Below are 16395 nucleotides of genomic sequence, written 5' to 3' on the forward strand. Positions count from 1 at the left end.
GGGTGCCCCTCAGATGCGCCGGAACACGCGCTCGGGCCCGCCGGCGAGATCGGCGAGCACCGTCTCGCCCGCGACCGCCTTCTGGCCGAGGCCGACGAGCACGCGGGTGCCGACGGGGAGGTAGACGTCGACGCGCGAGCCGAAGCGGATGAGGCCGAAGCGCTCGCCGACGTTCAGGGTGTCGTTGGCATGCACCCAGCCGACGATGCGGCGCGCCACTAGCCCGGCGATCTGCACCACGCCGACGCGCAGGGGAGCGCCCTTGTGCATCGTCTCCATCACGAGGCCGTTGCGCTCGTTGTCGTCGCTGGCCTTGTCGAGCTCGGCGTTCAGAAACAGACCCGGCGTGTAGTGGATCTGACCGATCCGGCCCGTCACCGGCACGCGGTTCACGTGGCAGTCGAACACGTTCATGAAGACCGAGATGCGGAGCATCGGCTCCTGCGGCAGGTCGAGCTCCGGCGGGGGCAGGACCGTCGAGATGAGATTCACCCGACCGTCGGCCGGCGAGACCACGAGGCCATCGCCCACGGGCGTGATCCGCTCCGGGTCGCGGAAGAAGTAGCAGACCCAGAGGGTCAGGATCAGGAAGACCCAGCCGAGGAATTGCGCGAAGTAGGCACCGATCACCGTCAGCACGATGCCGATGACGATGAAGGGATAGCCCTCCTTGTGGATCGGCACGAGCGTCCGGCGAATCGTCTCGAGGAGGTCGGTCATGGATGTTTTCGGAAAGCCTTCGGCGGGTGGGCGGCCCGAGGCCGCCCGGGCAGGGGCCCTCTCATAAGGCACGCGAGCCCATCCGTCATACGGTTTCGGATCAGGGACGCGCGAGCGTCCTCCGGAATGGGTCGCCTGTTCGTCTTGCGTGGCCGCAGCCCGCGCAATGCCCTCGTCGGTTGCTGGAGGAGGTGGCGCGCATCAGCGGTCCGGGAGCGGGGTGCGACGGTTGCGGAGCGGTCGCCTCCTGCCTGCTCGCGGAAGGGAGGCGGAATGAGGCTGCGCCAACGGATGCCGGGTCAGCCGTCGGCCTGAACCAAGGGCGGAAGCCGCGACAGCCGCAGGGCGATGGCGAGGGCCAGCCCGTACAGGGTTGCGAAGAACGCCACCACGCCGACCCAGCCGGAATGGGCGAAGAACCAGCCGCCGGCGGTGCCGAGCACCGAGGAGCCGAGATAGTACAGGCAGAGATAGATCGACGAGGCCTGGGCCCGGTCGCGCATGGCCCGGCGCCCGACCCAGCTGCTGGCCACGGAATGCGCGCCGAAGAAGCCCACCGTGACGAGGACGATGCCCAGGATGATCATGGCAAGGTGGCCGGAAAGCGTGAGGCCGACGCCCACGAGCCCGAGCAGGATGGCGAGCCAGAGCACCTTGCGCCGCCCGAGCCGGCTCGCGATCTCGCCCGTCAGCGCCGAGGAGACGGTGCCGAAGAGGTAGACGATGAAGATCGCCCCGATGGCGCTCTGGCTGAGGGAGAAGGGCGGATCGAGCAGGCGGAAGCCGATGTAGTTGTAGATGCAGACGAATCCGCCCATCAGCAGGAACGCCTCCGCGAACAGCCAGGGCAGGCCGGGATCGCGGAAGTGCTGCCCGAAGGTGCCGGGCACTTCGCGCCAGCGCATCCGGTTGGCCTGGAACCGGCGGGAATCCGGCAAGAGGTAGACGAAGGCGATGGCGGCGAGGAGCGCCAGCACGCCGATGGTGCCGAGGCCCCAGCGCCAGGAAGCGTGGTCGGCGATGATGCCGGCGAGCAGCCGGCCGACCATGCCCCCCGCCGCGTTGCCGCCGATCAGCAGGCCCATCGAGAGGCCGATGGCGCGCCCGTGCATCTCCTCGCCGAGATAGGCCATCGCCACGGCCGGCAGGCCGGAGGCGGCAAGTCCCGTCAGGGTGCGCAGGGCCAGGAAACCGTGCCAACTCGGCACCAGGACGGCCACGATGGTGAGGAGCGCCGAGGCGAAGAGCGAGGCCACCATGATAGGCTTGCGGCCCCAGACCTCGGAGAGCGGGCTGACCACCAGGAGCGCGATCGCCAGCATGGCGCAGGGCAGCGACAGGGCGAGGCTGCTCTCGGCTGGCGAGACCGCGAAGTCGTCGGCGAAGACGGGCAGCAGCGGCTGCACCCCGTAGAGAACCGCGAACGTGGAGAAGCCAGCGGCCCCGAGGGCGATGGCGGTGCGGCGGAAGGCCGGTGTTCCGGCTTCGATCAACCGCGCGCCCGGCTCGTCCGGCCGCCCCTGCGCCTCATCCATGCCGGCTCCTGTCCGGGCCAGCTTGTCGGAGCCGGCCCTCACACTCCCGGCGGGTATAGGCCGGACCCAGGGAGCGGGAAACCGGGTCTGGCGCCGGGGGATCGGAAAAAATCCCCCGGTGCCGCGGACGAAGGCTCAGCGGGGCGGCGGAGCCGCCTCGCCCTGCTGCTGGATCAGGGGCGTGATCCGGCGGACGGTGACCCGGCGGTTCTCCCGCGCGGCGTTCTGCGTGTTCACCTTCAGGTTCTGCTCGCCGTAGCCCTGGGTGGTCAGGTTCTCGGGCGGCACCTGGAAGGTCTGGGTGAGCACCGTGGCCACCGACTGCGCCCGACGATCGGAGAGCGAGAGGTTGTCGATGTCGGAGCCCACCGCGTCGGTGTAGCCCTCGATCAGGAAGACCTCCTGCGGATTGGCCTTGACCGCCCGGTTCATCGCCGCCGCGATGGTGGAGAGGCGGGCGGCCTGATCCGGCGTCACCGTGAACGACCCGGTGTCGAAGTTGATCGTGTCGATGTCGACGCTGCGCATGCGGGCTCGCAGCTGCGGGCTGTAGCGCACCTGATCGAGCGTATAGCGCCGGTCCACCGCGACCACCGGCGGGGCCGAGAGCGCCTCGTATACGGTGCGCTCGTCGGCCCCGTCGTAATCGACGACGTAGCGGTCGCGCGGGATACGGATGTCCGGCGGCGGCAGTTCGACGACATCCTCGTAGATCGGCCGGCGCGCGCCGCCGCCGAAGCTGTTGTCGATGATGACAACCTCGCGCCCATCGCGGAAGCGGCGCGAGCGGCGCACGAGGCGGCCGTCATCGTCCACGATGGTAACGATCTGCTCACCACCGGGACGGTCGAGATACGTGATGGTGTCGCCACCGCGACGCTCGCTGCGGTAGGCGCGCCGGTCGAGGTCGCGGAAGCGCTCGTTCTCGTCGTGGCGGATGAAGTAGTTGTCGCGGTCGCGCACGATGATGCGGCCGGGCTCCCGGATGTAGGTCCGGCCCCCTTCCGAGAACTCGCGACGGTCGCGGCGTACCTGCTCGTAGTCGCGGACATCGTCGTCGTCCCGGAAGCCGCCGGGAACGTAGCCCGGCCGCCCCGGCGCGTTGAAGCCACTGCGCGCGTCGCGGCGTTCGAAGGCATCGCGCCGCTCGCGGTCTTCACGCCGGTCATCGACGCCCCGGTCGTCGCGACGGGCGTCGCCAGGGCGGAGATCGGGCCGGCGCGCATCGTCACGACCCACGCCTTGCCGATCGGGACCGTTCCGATCGGGACCGTCGCGGCGCAAGTCACGGCTGCCGGCATCCCTGCCCCCGGGATCGCCGCTACCCGGAATCGGACCGTCTCGGTCAGGCCGCGCATCGGCCGGGCTGGCACCGGCGCCCGGGCGGCCGTCGGGGCGCTGGGTGTCCGGGTTGGGAGCGCCCGGCGGGACGAACGGGCGCCCCGGAACGCCGGGCCGCGCATTGGGAGCGACGGCGCCGGGCTGGCCGGGTTGCGGCGTCGGCTGGGCCGGCTGACCCGGGGCACGCGGCTCGCCGGGCGCATTCGGGCGTCCGGGCTGGGCGGCGCCCGGCACGTTCGGATTGGCGGGGTTGGCCGGATTGCGGATCTCGGGCGCGTTCGGGGCAGGTGCTGGGGCTTGGCGCGGCTGCACGGGCGCCGGACGGTTGGGCTCGGGCGCTGCGGGGCGCTCGGGCGTGTTCGGCCGTTCGGGGGTACGCTCGCGCGCAGCCGGCGGCGCCGGCGGACGCTCGGCCGGCCCCTCGGCGCCCGGAGCGCGTCGCTGCGGAGCCTGATCGCGGTCCGGGCCGGGGCTGCGCTCGTCGCGGGCAGGGCGCTCCTGGCGCGGTTCGGGCCGCTCGGGGCGGGTCGCGGGACGCTCGGCCGGAGCGCGTTCCTGGCGCTCCTGGCGCGGCTCGGGACGTTCCGGACGCGGCTCTGGACGCTCCTGGCGCGGCTCGGGCCGGGGAGCCGGGCGCTCGGGACGCGGCTCAGGGCGTTCCTGACGGGGTTCGGGCCTTTCCTGACGCGGTTCGGGCCGCTCGCGTCCGCCACCGGGCGGCCCGCCGCGGGGCCCCTCGCCACCCCCGCCTCGCGGCCCCTCGCCCGGCCCGGCTTGAGCCAGCAGGACGGTGGCGCTCGACGCAGAATCCTGACGAGCCAGACCTGGCCCCGAGAGAACCAGGACAGGCAGGACCGTGCCGGTCAGGAGGAGGTGGCGGATGCTCCGCATGGAAGGTCACTCACGTCGTTGATGTGGCCTTCGGAACAGAATGCGAGCGGGATGGTTCCCGTTTCTCGCCTGGCAGCCCCCTCAGGGGGTGCCCTGACGCGTCGCGGTCGAGAACAGGTTCGGGGCGATGATCCGAACCGGCTGGCGCTCCTCTCCGGTCGCCGGGGTTGCCGCGACGGCCGGCTCCGGCGGAGCGGCGGCATCGGTGGCGACGGCGGTGCTGCGCGTGGCGGCGTCGGCGGCGAGCACAGCGGCGGTCTTGTCGGCCCGGCCGACCAGGGTCAGGCGCACCTTGGGCGGGCGCGACAACGCCTCGGCCTGCATCGGCGTGACGAAGATGTCCCCCTTGTGCCGCACCAGCATGCTTTCGGCCTTGACCAGCGACTGCGCCCAACTCTGGCCCTCGCGCTTGCACGAGCAGTTCGGCGTGAACGACGTGCGGAACTTGAAGGCGTTGGGCAGGGCGGTGTAGGCGCGGCTTCCTTTCAAGGTGGCAGCCTGCTTCAAGGCTTCGTCGCCGTGCGGCATCGAATAGGCGGCAGCCTCGGCCCCCGGGCAGAGCGCTTGGCAGAGCTCGTCGGCGCCCTCGCGCCCGTCGGGCAGGTTGGTCATCGGGAAATAGGAGCCGTCGCAGGTGCGCACGCAGATCACCTGCGCGCCGCCCCGCGCCCGCGCCTCGCCCGGCGTTCCATCTGCCCGGATCAGGCTGCGGCTCGCCGCATCCGTGCAGGCGGAGGCGATCGCCTCCGTGAGCTGCTGCCGACGGGCGGCCGTCACCTCGCCGTTCTCGGCGCCGTAGCCGGCATTGAGGGCACGGATGCGCTGCTCGACGGCGCCGCATTGCGGGGGCCGTGAGTCGAAGAACAGGAACCGCCCGCCCTCGCAGTTCAGGGTGCGGTAATAGGCGTTGAGCCGGCCGATCTCGTTCTGCAGCGCCCGCGCGGTGCTGGCCCCGTCGCTGAGTCCGGCGAGTTCCGAACGGTAGCGCAGGCAGGCGGAGGTCTGCGCCTCGGCGGCACCCGTCAGGGCGGTGGCGGTGAGGACGCCGGCGAGCACTCGGACGAGCGTGCGGATCTGGGAGGGGATCAGCGGCATGGCCTGATTGCAATGAATGGCGGGACGCCGCCGCGCGGGGCCTCCTGGGGAGACTTCGGCGAAGCGGAGGCGAACGGGCTCAACACAAGTTTATTAGCGACCCTCGCACGACGGCGACACCCTTCCCACATGCGCCCCGAACAAACGGAGGGGAATGATACGATGATGTGGCTTCGGGGTCTCACAGGCTGCGCGCTGGCGCTGGGGCTCGGCCTCGCCGCGCACCCCGCGCACGCGGACGATGCGGACCGCATCTTCGACAAGTCGACCGTATGGCGTCCGCTGACGCCCAACGACAAGCTCGTGGTCTACGGGATCGACGATCCGTCGGTGGCCGGGGTCGCCTGCTGGTATACGCAGCCGGAGAAGGGCGGCATCAAGGGCACCCTCGGCCTGGCGGAAGACGTCTCGGACATCTCGCTTGCCTGCCGTCAGGTCGGCCCAGTGCAGTTCAAGGAGAAGTTCAAGCAGGGCGCGGTGGTATTCAGTGAGCGCCGGTCGCTGATCTTCAAGTCGATGCAGATCGTGCGCGGCTGCGACACCAAGCGCAATACGCTGATCTACATGGTCTATTCGGACAAGGTGATCCAGGGTTCGCCCAAGAACTCCACCTCGGCCGTGCCGCTGATGCCCTGGGGCACCGAGCCGCCGCCGCGCTGCGACGCGTTCATGGAGAAGTAGGCCGCCAGGCCGGGCCGCCTCCGCGGGGGTGGCACGGCTGCGTGTCGAGCCCAAGGCTCGATCAGGCCTGGGAGAGGATCAATCCTGACAGGTGATCCGGATCGGACGCTCGGCGGCCTTGGCCACCGGGGCCGGCGGGATCGCACCGGTGTACTCGTCCTGGGCGGCGACGCCGAAGGAGCCGGCCGAGGCGAAGCCCTGTGCCTCGCACCAGGCGTTGGCCACCACCTGGCCGCAGGCGCTCTCGCCGTTGGTGAGGCAGTCGCCGACACCGTAGCCCTCGCTCGACGGGATCAGGAACGTCTTCTCGACGGTGCCGGGCGCCTTGGCCGGGCTCTCGCCGTCGGAGGCCAGGGTGCCGTGACCGGTGAGGGCGAGGGCGAGGAGAGCGCCGATACTGGCGGCCGCGCGGCGCATGGGCAGAACCTTGCTGATGTCGGAAGCGTATGGGGCGAAAATCTCACGGCACCAGGTTAACAAACCCTTTCGCCGCTCCGTGGTTTTCGAGGCAGCCGGTTCCGGAGAGTGCCGGTCCGGCGTCGTTCTCGAATTGCTCATGGTTTTGGGGTAGCCCAGGACGGGCGGCGCGGCCGTCGCCTTCGCGCAACAGGCCCCTGAGCGGAACGCGGCAACGATGTGGCAGGCGGTTGGGTGCGTTGCGGCAAAAGCCGCGTAAAACCAACGCGGTGCGGCGGTTCAGGAGCGGACGGGCACGGATGGAGGCCCGGGACGTAAGGAAAGTTTCATGGCCTCGATGTTGCGGCTCTACAACACGCTGACCCGCGAGAAGGCCGCGTTCGCGCCGATCGATCCGACGAACGTGCGGATGTATGCCTGTGGCCCGACGGTCTACGATGCGGCGCATATCGGCAATGCCCGGCCGATCATCGTCTTCGACCTGCTGTTCCGCCTGCTGCGCCACCTCTACGGAGCGCCCCACGTCACCTATGCGCGAAACGTCACGGACGTGGACGACAAGATCAACGCCCGTGCTGCCGAACGCGGGATCAGCATCCGCGAACTCACCGACGGCACCCTGAAGGCCTTCCACGCCGACATCCGCGAACTCGGCGTGTTGATGCCGGAGGACGTCAACGTGCCGGGCGAGCGGCCGCGCTTCGTCGAGCCGCGGGCGACCGACCACATCGCCGAGATGCACACCATCATCGCCGGCCTGGTGGATCGCGGCCACGCCTACGTGGCGGACGGCCACGTGCTGTTCGACGTGCCCTCGATGCCCGATTACGGCGCCCTCTCGAAGCGTCCCCTCGACGAGATGGAGGCGGGGGCCCGCGTCGAGGTCGCGCCCTACAAGCGCTCGCCCCTCGACTTCGTGCTGTGGAAGCCCTCGAAGACCGGCGAGCCGTCCTGGCCCTCCCCCTGCGGAATCGCGGAACCGGGCCGGCCGGGCTGGCACATCGAGTGCTCGGCGATGTCCTGGAAGCATCTCGGCGAGCGCTTCGACATCCATGCCGGCGGCATCGACCTCATCTTCCCCCACCACGAGAACGAGGTCGCGCAGTCGCGCTGCTGCTTCGGCACCGACGTGATGGCCGATGTCTGGCTCCACAACGGCTTCCTCCAGGTGGAGGGGGAGAAGATGTCGAAGTCGCTCGGCAACTTCATCACCATCCGCGACGTGCTGAAGGACTGGCCCGGCGAGGTGGCCCGTCTCGCCATGCTGAAGACCCATTACCGCCAGCCGATCGACTGGACCCTGCGCGGCCTGGAAGAGGCGGCCCGGACGCTCGACCGCTGGTACGGGACCGTCGGCGACGCGGACGCATCCGACACGATCCCGGAAGGCGTGCGGGAGCCGCTCCTCGACGACCTCAACACCGCTGCGGCGCTCGCCGAGTTGCACCGCCTCGACGACCCGGCGGCGCTGAAGGCCGGGGCCAACCTTCTCGGCCTGCTCACCCAGGCGAAGTCGGCCCGCGATCGTGGCACGATCCGGGCGGCCGGCATCGACGTCGCGCGGGTCGAGACGCTGGTCGCGGACCGCCGCGCGGCCCGGGCCGCCAAGGACTGGGCCGCCTCGGACCGGATCCGCGACGAGTTGCTGGGGATGGGCGTCGCCGTGAAGGACGGCAAGGACGGAACGACCTGGAGCGTGGCGACCTGAGTCGGGCCGCCGCGAACGGGAGCGTGCTGCCCTAGAACCGCTCCGCCACCAGGGCCTCCGCGGCGGGGGCCGGCGCGACCGATCCGGCCGCGTCGCGCAGGAGGCCGACCACGTCGGCCGCCTCGGTGGCCACGAGATAGCTCAGGTCGAGCCCCTCGCGGATGAAGCCCTGGGCCCGCATGTGGTCGAGGAGCGTCAGGAGCGGCGTCCAGAAATCCGCCACCGAGAGCAGCAGGATCGGCTTGTTGTGCTGGCCGAGCTGCGCCCAGGTCAGCTGCTCCACCAGTTCCTCCAGGGTGCCGATGCCGCCCGGCAGGGCCACGAAGGCGTCGGAGCGCTCGAACATCAGTCGCTTGCGGGTGTGCATGTCCTCCACGACGATGGTCTCCTGGATCTCGTCGAGCATGCGCTCGCGCGACTTCAGGAAGTCGGGGATGATGCCGGTGACGTGGCCGCCATTCTCGAGGACCGCGCGCGCGACCGTGCCCATCAGGCCGACATTGCCGCCGCCGTAGACGAGCCCGATCCCGGCCTCCGCCAGGGCCTTGCCGAGGGTGACGGCGGCAGCCGTGAAGGCCGGATCGCCGCCGAAGCCGGAGCCGCAATAGACACAGACCGTCCTTACCGGAACCATGCCGGGCCTCCCTGATGCGGCGCGACCAGGGCCAGCGCATCCCTGTCCACGAGCCAAACTGCTGATTTTACGGAAGATCCGGCCGTGATGCGGCAGGTGTGATTTGGTGATCCGGTCATGTTCGCTAATATGTCGCCATCAATCGCCGGTTTGTCGACGGGCCCGATCCCGCGGCGATGGAATTTCGGCCGCCGTGCCGGTGGACGAAGGAGTGGCGTGTCATGAGGGCGGAGTTGCGACGCAGCATCTTCCTCGCCTGCGTGGGTCTCCTGGCGGGCTTTGCCCTGGTGGTCACCCTCTACGGCGCGGGCACCCTGTTCAAGCGCGGCCTCGTCGCCCCGGTCGGCCTCGGGTCGACCGAGGAGAGCGGCCCATCCGCAGCCAAGCCCTCCGCAGGCGCCGCCGACCCGAACGGCTCCGCCCGGCGGGACGCGGTTCCCGAGGAAGGGGCGACACCGGCGGGAAAGCCCCTGGCGGCCCAGGCGCCGGCGCGGGCCGCGGGCAGCCAAGCGGGCAGCGAAGCGCCGACCTTCGACATCATCCGGATCGAACCCAATGGCGAGGCCGTGATCGCCGGGCGGGCCGCGCCCAACACCACCGTCGAGCTGCTGCGCGACAACGAGCCGATTGCCCGTGCGCTGGTCGACCCTTCCGGCCAGTTCGCCATCGTGCCCCCGGCCCTGCCCTCCGGCAACAGTGAGATCACCCTGCGGGCGCTCGGCGCGGACGGTCAGGTTCGCGTCTCGCGCGACAGCGTGGCGGTGGTGGTTTCGCCCCATCGCAATGCCAAGCCCCTCATCGCCCTGACCTCCCCCGACAAGCCCACCATCGTGCTCTCGCAGCCTGATCCGGCCTCCACGCCCCCGGGAACCGACGTCGCCGACGCGGGCAAAACCGATTCGGACAAGGCCCGCAAGGTCGATGGCGGGCTCGCAACGAACATGCCCGGCACGCGCGCTGCTGCGGGATCGGCCGGCCCGGCCTCGTCGGCGGAGGGCGCTGCCAAGGCCGATGCGGACCGCACCGGGCCGGTGAAGATCGTCAGCGTCGAGGCGGAGGAAGGCGGCCGGCTCTACGTCACGAGCCAGGCCGCGCCCGGAGCCACCGTGCGGCTCTACCTGAACGACGCCCTGGTGGCGCCGGGAAGTGCGGGCGCCGACGGGCGGGTGGCCTTCACCATCGGGCGCGGTGTCCGGCCGGGCGACTACAAGGTCCGGGTGGATCAGGTCGATCCCGTCTCCGGCAAGGTGAAGACCCGCTCCGAGGTGGCCTTCAACGTGCCGGTCACCGTGGCCAAGCCATCGGCCCCCGGGGTGGTCCGGCCGTCCGAGGGCGGCGCGGTCCTCGCCCTGGGCAGCCCGCCGCCGGTCGCGGCAGGCCCGCGCCCGGTCGCACGCGCGGGAACGCCCGAGAACCCGGCCGCCCTGCCCGCGGCGGCGCAGCCCCGAACGCCGGCTCCGCAGCCCCCGGCCGCACTCGGGTCCGCGAACCCCGAAGCCGGAACACTGCGGGCCGCCCCGCCCGCGCAGGCGGACGCGACGCAGGGTCAGGCCCCCGCACCGGCGGATCGGAGCCCCACGGTCTTCGTTCCGGAGATCGGAACCGCGAAGATCATCCGCGGCGACAGCCTGTGGCAGATCAGCCGGCGCATCTACGGCAAGGGCACCCGCTACACGGTGATCTTCGACGCCAACCAGCCGCAGATCCGCAACCCGGACCTGATCTATCCGGGCCAGATCTTCGTCCTGCCCACCGACGGCACCGCGGCGGTGCCACAGGCCGACAGGCGGGGTTGAGGCGCCGAGCCTACTCGGCGGGTACGCGCTCCGGCACCAAAGCCGGCCGCTCCTTGGGCACCGGCAGGGCCGCCTCGCTGCGCTGGAGAATCTCCAGGGCGGCATCGGCCTCGCGCTGACGGCTCCACATCGCGGCGTAGACGCCGTCATGCTCCAGCAGGGTGGCGTGGTCGCCGCGCTCGACGATGACGCCCTTGTCGAGGACGATGATCTCGTCGGCCTTGACCACCGTGGAGAGGCGGTGGGCGATGACGAGGGTGGTGCGGCCCTGGCTCACGGTGTCGAGGGCGTCCTGGATCTCGCGCTCGGTGAAGGAATCGAGGGCCGAGGTCGCCTCGTCGAGGACCAGGATCGGCGGTCCCTTCAGGATGGTGCGGGCGATGGCCACGCGCTGCTTCTCGCCGCCCGAGAGCTTCAGGCCGCGCTCGCCCACGGGCGTGTCGTAACCCTCCGGCAGGGCGGAGATGAAGCGGTCGATCTGCGCGAGCGACGCGGCGGCGCGCACCTCCGCCGGGGTGGCGTCCCAGCGGCCGTATCGGATGTTGTAGCCGATGGTGTCGTTGAACAGGACCGTGTCCTGCGGCACCATGCCGATGGCCGCCCGCAGGCTGGCCTGCCGGACCTGCGCGATGTCCTGGCCGTCTACGAGGATGCGCCCGCTCTGCGGCTCGTAGAACCGGAAGAGCAGGCGCGACAGGGTCGACTTGCCCGCCCCCGAGGGACCGACGATGGCGACCGTCCGGCCCGCCGGCACCTCGAAGCTCACGCCCTTGAGGATGGGCCGGGACGGATCGTAGGCGAAGCGCACGTTCTCGAACCGCACCACGCCGTCCGAGACGGCGAGCGGCAGCGCCTCCGGCCGATCGGCGATCTCCGGGTTGCGGTGCAGGATCTGGAACATGTCGTCGATGTCGATCAGCGCCTGTTTGATCTCGCGGTAGATCATGCCCATGAAGTTGAGCGGCATCGAGAGCTGCACCAGCATGGTGTTGACCAGCACGAAGCCGCCGAGCGTGGTGCGCCCGGCCATGATGTCCGTCGCGGCCAGCCACATCACGATGGTCATGCCCACCGTGAAGATCGCCGCCTGGCCGGCGTTGAGGATCGCCAGCGAGACGTAGGTCTGCGTCGAGGCCTTCTCGTACTTGGCCATCGAGACGTCGTAGCGCTCCGCCTCCCGCAGCTCTGCGCCGAAGTACTTCACCGTCTCGAAATTCAGCAGCGAATCGACGGCCTTGGTGTTGGCGTCGGTGTCGGAGGCGTTCATCCGCCGACGGATCTCGATGCGCCACTGCGTCGCCTTCCAGGTGAAGGCGAGGTAGGCGGCCACCATCACGAACACGACCACCGAGTAGATCCAGTCGAACTCGTAGGCGAGCACCCCGATGACGAGGAGGAACTCGACGATCGTCGGCACCAGGGTCAGCACCATCAGGCGCGAGAGCTCCTCGATGCCGCCGCGCCCACGCTCCAGCACGCGGGTCAGGCCGCCGGTCTTGCGTTCCAGGTGGAAGCGCAGGGAGAGCCGGTGCATGTGCTCGAAGGTCTGCAGCGCCAGGCGGCGCACGGCATGCATCGCCACCTTAGCGAACAGCCCGTCGCGGACCTGCGTCAGCCCCGCCATCAGGATGCGGGACAGGCCGTAGAGCCCGATCAGCAGCATCGGGGCGGCGAGCAGGCCCGTGGGCACGGCCGCACCCGGCTTGGCATCGGTCATCGCCACCAGGGCGTCGGTGGCCCACTTGAAGGTGAAGGGCGTCACCATCGTCACGAACTTGGCGACGATCAGCAGCCCGAAGGCGAGGAAGACGCGCCGCTGCAGGTCGGGCCGGCCGTGGGGCCAGAGATAGGGCCAGAGACGGCGGTAGGTGGCGACGAGGCCGGGACGCGCGGGCGGCGCGGCCGCGACCGGTGCCGCCGGTGCGGGGTCGGTGCTCATTCGGATCCGGGGCTCGGGATTAAATCGGCGTCGAGCCCGCATATAGGGGTGCCGCCCGCCCGGCGACAGTCACCGAAGCCGAGGGGGCGGCCCTGCATGCGCCGCAGAGAGGGAGGCCCTCAGCCCTTTCCCGCCAGCCGGCGCAGCACCGCGTCCCGCCCGATCAGCGGCAGGAGGCCGGCGAGGTCCGGCCCGTGCTCGAGGCCCGTGAGGGCGAGGCGAAGCGGCATGAACAGCGCCTTGCCCTTGGCCCCCGTGCTCGCCTTCACGGCGCCCGTCCAGGCTTTCCAAGTCTCGGCGTCCCAGGGCTCGGCCGGCAGGAGCGCGGCGGCAGCTCCGACGAAGGCCGGATCGGCGATGACCGGGGCTACGGACCCGGTGACAACGCGCCACCAGTCTTCCGCCTCCGAGACCTTGGCGAGGTTGGGCCGTACCGCCTCCCAGAAGGCTTCGGCGCGCTCGGACGCGATTCCTTGTGCCGCGAGGCGGCCGGCGACCGCCGCATAGGGCATGGCGTGGACGAGGCGCGCGTTGAGCCCGTCGAGCTCCTGCGGGTCGAACTTCGCCGGCGCCCGCGAGATCTGCGCCAGGTCCACGAGGCCGGCGAGTTCGTCGAGGCCGGCCACGGCGCGGACGGATTCCGCCGAGCCGGTGAGCACCGCCAGCGAGCGCACCGCGCCCGGCTCGTAACCGGCCTCGCGCAGCCCCCGGAGCGACAGGTGGCCGAGGCGCTTCGAGAGCCCTTCCCCGTCCACGGTGGTCAGGAGATTGTGGTGGCCGAAGACCGGGATCGCGCTGCCGAGCGCCTCGAAGATCTGCACCTGCACGCCGGTGTTGGTGACGTGGTCCTCGCCGCGGATGACGTGGGTGATGCCCATCTCGGCGTCGTCGACCACGGAAGGCAGGGTGTAGAGGTAGCTGCCGTCGGCGCGGATCAGCACCGGATCGGAGAGCGAGGCGCAATCGACGTGGGCCTCGCCCCGCACGAGGTCGTTCCAGGCCACGGTGCGGGCGTCGAGCTTGAAGCGCCAATGGGGCGTGCGCCCCTCCGTCTCCAGGGCGGCGCGCTCGGCCTCCGTGAGGTTCAGGGCGGCACGATCGTAGATCGGCGGCTGGCCGCGCCCGAGCTGGCGCCGGCGCCGGCGCTCCAGCTCTTCCTGCGTCTCGTAGCAGGGATAGAGCCGGCCCATCGCCTTCAGCCGCGCGGCGGCCGCGTCGTGGATTGCCACCCGGTCGGATTGCCGGGCGAACAGGTCGGGCACGATCCCGAGCCAGGCGAGATCCTCGGACACGGCCTCGGCGAAGGCTTCCGTCGAGCGCTCCCGGTCCGTGTCGTCGAGGCGGAGCAGAAAACGCCCGCTCCGCGCCCGGGCGAACAGCGCGTTGAGGAGCGCCGGCCGGGCATTGCCGATGTGCAGGTAGCCGGTGGGCGACGGCGCGAAGCGCACCAGGGGTGCGCCGGCATGGGACGGAGAGGCCTGAGTCATGGGCGCCCTCTAGACCATTTCGCCGGCCCTGAGGACTCCGGTGACGCGGGGAGGCCTCAGCCGCGGGTGCCCCAGCGGACGCCCATGCGGCTCGGCGCGTTCGAATCCGGGCCGAGAGCCGGCCCGCTGCCGCTGCGCGGCACGAAGGGCTTCGGCGTCAGGGTCTCGGGGACCGCGCTCTCGAACTCCTGCACCTTCGAGAACTGCCCCGCCTTGCGGAAGCGCCACAGGTAGCCCGGCACCACCGCCTCCATGGCGGTGGGCTGCAGGCCGATGCCCTCCAGGGTGCGTCCCTCCGCCTTGGCCGCCTCGGAGACGACGTTGTCGTTCTGGAGCAGGGTGACCTGGTCGCGGGTGAGCTTGAGGCTGTCCGGCAGGAGACCGAGGGTGAGGGTGTCGACCACTTCGAGGGCGCGGGCCTGGAGCAGGGCCGCGGGCTGCGGCAGGCCCAGGACCACGCGCTTGCGCATCGTCACCTTGAGCATGTAGCGCACCAGCGCCTCGAGGGTTTCGACCTCGGGGCCGCCGAGTTCGTAGACCTTGCCGGCGGGCACGTGGCCCTCCACGGCGCGGGCCACCGCCTCGGCCACGTCGGCGACGTAGACGGGCTGGAAGCGGGACTCGGCGCCGGCCAGCGGCAGCACCGGCAGGGCGCGGGCCAGGGCGGCGAAGCGGTTGAAGAAGCTGTCGCCGGGGCCGAACACCAGCGAGGGCCGCAGGATCACGTGAGGGCCGCCGGCCTCGGCGACCCGGGCCTCGCCCAGGGCCTTGCTGCGGGCATATTGCGAGGGCGAGTCCGCGTCGGCGCCGATGGCCGAGACGTGGACCAGGGGCGCGCCGACGGCCGCGGCCGCCCGGGCGATCTCGCCCGCGCCCTCGGCCTGCAGTTGCGAGAAGCTCTGCTTGCCGGTCTCCTGCAGGATGCCCACGAGGTTGACGACGATGTCGGCCCCCTGGACCCCCCGGGCGATCGACTCGGGGTAGCGCAGGTTGGCCTGCACGGCGACGATCTGGCCGACCTTGCCGAGGGGCTGCAGGAACAGGGCGAGGTCGGGCCGGCGCACGGCCACCCGGATCCGGTAGCCGCGCTTGGCCAGCGCCCGCACCACGTGGCGCCCGAGGAAGCCCGACCCGCCGAACACGGTGACGAGCTGCGAGGCGGGGCGGGTCAGGGGGAGGGTCTCGAAGCCGGTCATCGCTCGTGCGTCTCGAAAAGCGGCCCCTGCGCCCGTCCGACCCCCCTGCGGGGCATCGTTCGGCGCCGGTCCTTGAGCCTGGTGCAGCGTATCTAGACCACTTCCCCGCCAGACGGGAGGCCGCCCGGTGAAATTCGGACCCGGCTGTTCCGGGAGCCGGGACGGGCCTCAGCGCAGGCGCGGCTGGGGCTGGGGTCCCGCGACCGGGGTGCGCCGGCTCAGGCCCTTGTGCACGTGCACCATCAGGGCGATGCCGAAGAGCGGGGTGACGAGGTTGAGCACCGGCACGACCATGAGGCCGGCGAGCATCACGCCGGCGAGGAGCGTGGTGCCGCCGTAGTGGCGCCGCATGGCGCCGGCCTCGGCCATCGGCCGGAAGCGCCCGGCGGCCAGCTCGAAATACTCCCGCGACAGCAGGTAGGCGTTGGCGCCGAAGAACGCGACGAGATTGACCCCCGGCACGAAGAACAGGATCAGCGCCACGAGGTTCACCAGCAGGGCCAGGCCGGCGAAGCGCACGGCGTAGAACATCGCGGTGCCCAGCGGCAGCGCGATGCCGGGCGGATCACCGGGGAAGTCCGTGCGCTCGACGATCTCGGCCGCATCGTCGAGGAAGTAGCCCGCCACCAGGATCGACACCGCCGGCATGACGTAGGCGAGGCCGACGAACAGGCCGGCTCCGGCGAAGAACACCGCCAGGGTGTCGAGGAAGGGGTAGTCCACCGAAAGGTGGTGCTGGGACAGGAACCAGTTGATCGCCCGCGTCAGCCCGAACCAGACGACGACGAGGATGCCCACGGTGAGCCCGAGAGACTTCCACAGGATCGCGCGCAAGGGGGCTGAGAACACCTGCCGGAGGGCGGCGAAGGCGGCCTGGATGAGCATACCTGGGAATCCCGTGGTCTCGAGTCGGTCCGGTCGTGAAGGGCCCGGCCTGCGTCGCCCCCGCGCGCAC

13 protein-coding genes are annotated in these 16395 nt (G+C 71.0%); 3 read left to right on the forward strand and 10 right to left on the reverse strand.

From position 1 onward, the window contains the following. Positions 1 to 9: 9 nt before the first annotated feature. The 4 genes from AC0IWM_RS13805 to AC0IWM_RS13820 all read right to left on the reverse strand — a co-directional run bounded on the left by AC0IWM_RS13805 (position 10) and on the right by AC0IWM_RS13820 (position 5582). Positions 10 to 720: a phosphatidylserine decarboxylase gene (locus tag AC0IWM_RS13805; protein ID WP_056476635.1), complete on the reverse strand. Its 711-nt coding sequence runs from the start codon at positions 718 to 720 to the stop codon at positions 10 to 12. Between the two features lie 299 nt (positions 721 to 1019). Beyond that, positions 1020 to 2255: an MFS transporter gene (locus tag AC0IWM_RS13810; protein ID WP_471755853.1), complete on the reverse strand. Its 1236-nt coding sequence runs from the start codon at positions 2253 to 2255 to the stop codon at positions 1020 to 1022. A 135-nt stretch (positions 2256 to 2390) separates the two neighbouring features. Further along, complete coding sequence (locus tag AC0IWM_RS13815) at positions 2391 to 3494, reverse strand: OmpA family protein (RefSeq protein WP_471755855.1); 1104 nt, start codon at positions 3492 to 3494, stop codon at positions 2391 to 2393. A gap of 1074 nt (positions 3495 to 4568) precedes the next feature. Then, a complete protein-coding gene (locus AC0IWM_RS13820) occupies positions 4569 to 5582 on the reverse strand; it encodes a DUF2865 domain-containing protein (RefSeq protein WP_471755857.1) in 1014 nt (337 codons plus the stop codon). 162 nt (positions 5583 to 5744) lie between these two features. Here AC0IWM_RS13820 and AC0IWM_RS13825 point away from each other — a divergent pair, with 162 nt between their 5' ends. Further along, positions 5745 to 6263 carry a CreA family protein gene (locus AC0IWM_RS13825; protein WP_471755859.1) on the forward strand — a complete coding sequence of 173 codons (519 nt, stop codon included), beginning with the start codon at positions 5745 to 5747 and terminating at the stop codon, positions 6261 to 6263. Positions 6264 to 6341: 78 nt separating this feature from the next. On the opposite strand, the gene AC0IWM_RS13830 is transcribed toward AC0IWM_RS13825, so the two are convergent. Next, the gene (locus tag AC0IWM_RS13830) at positions 6342 to 6680 is read right to left on the reverse strand and encodes a hypothetical protein (protein ID WP_471755861.1); all 339 of its coding nucleotides are present in this window, start codon (positions 6678 to 6680) and stop codon (positions 6342 to 6344) included. Between the two features lie 328 nt (positions 6681 to 7008). Here AC0IWM_RS13830 and cysS point away from each other — a divergent pair, with 328 nt between their 5' ends. Continuing rightward, on the forward strand, positions 7009 to 8388 hold the full coding sequence (gene cysS / locus AC0IWM_RS13835) for a cysteine--tRNA ligase (protein WP_471755863.1): 1380 nt from the start codon (positions 7009 to 7011) through the stop codon (positions 8386 to 8388). A 31-nt stretch (positions 8389 to 8419) separates the two neighbouring features. Here the strand turns inward: cysS and AC0IWM_RS13840 are convergent, their stop codons facing one another. Next, a complete protein-coding gene (locus AC0IWM_RS13840; protein ID WP_471755865.1) occupies positions 8420 to 9022 on the reverse strand; it encodes an LOG family protein in 603 nt (200 codons plus the stop codon). Positions 9023 to 9243: 221 nt separating this feature from the next. Here AC0IWM_RS13840 and AC0IWM_RS13845 point away from each other — a divergent pair, with 221 nt between their 5' ends. Then, entirely contained in the window at positions 9244 to 10818 is a 1575-nt protein-coding gene (locus tag AC0IWM_RS13845; RefSeq protein ID WP_471755867.1) for a LysM peptidoglycan-binding domain-containing protein, read from the forward strand. A 10-nt stretch (positions 10819 to 10828) separates the two neighbouring features. Here the strand turns inward: AC0IWM_RS13845 and AC0IWM_RS13850 are convergent, their stop codons facing one another. The 4 genes from AC0IWM_RS13850 to AC0IWM_RS13865 form a co-directional block, all read right to left on the reverse strand. Further along, positions 10829 to 12757 (reverse strand): ABCB family ABC transporter ATP-binding protein/permease, encoded by a 1929-nt coding sequence (locus AC0IWM_RS13850; RefSeq protein WP_471755869.1) that lies wholly within the window; start codon positions 12755 to 12757, stop codon positions 10829 to 10831. A 119-nt stretch (positions 12758 to 12876) separates the two neighbouring features. Then, entirely contained in the window at positions 12877 to 14244 is a 1368-nt protein-coding gene (gene gltX, locus AC0IWM_RS13855; RefSeq protein ID WP_471755871.1) for a glutamate--tRNA ligase, read from the reverse strand. 56 nt (positions 14245 to 14300) lie between these two features. Further along, positions 14301 to 15440 carry a complex I NDUFA9 subunit family protein gene (locus AC0IWM_RS13860; protein ID WP_471755873.1) on the reverse strand — a complete coding sequence of 380 codons (1140 nt, stop codon included), beginning with the start codon at positions 15438 to 15440 and terminating at the stop codon, positions 14301 to 14303. A gap of 168 nt (positions 15441 to 15608) precedes the next feature. Further along, complete coding sequence (locus tag AC0IWM_RS13865) at positions 15609 to 16325, reverse strand: sulfate transporter family protein (RefSeq protein ID WP_471755875.1); 717 nt, start codon at positions 16323 to 16325, stop codon at positions 15609 to 15611. Between the last annotated feature and the right edge of the window lie 70 nt (positions 16326 to 16395).

The sequence above is a fragment of the Methylobacterium sp. AC433 genome (assembly GCF_979253015.1).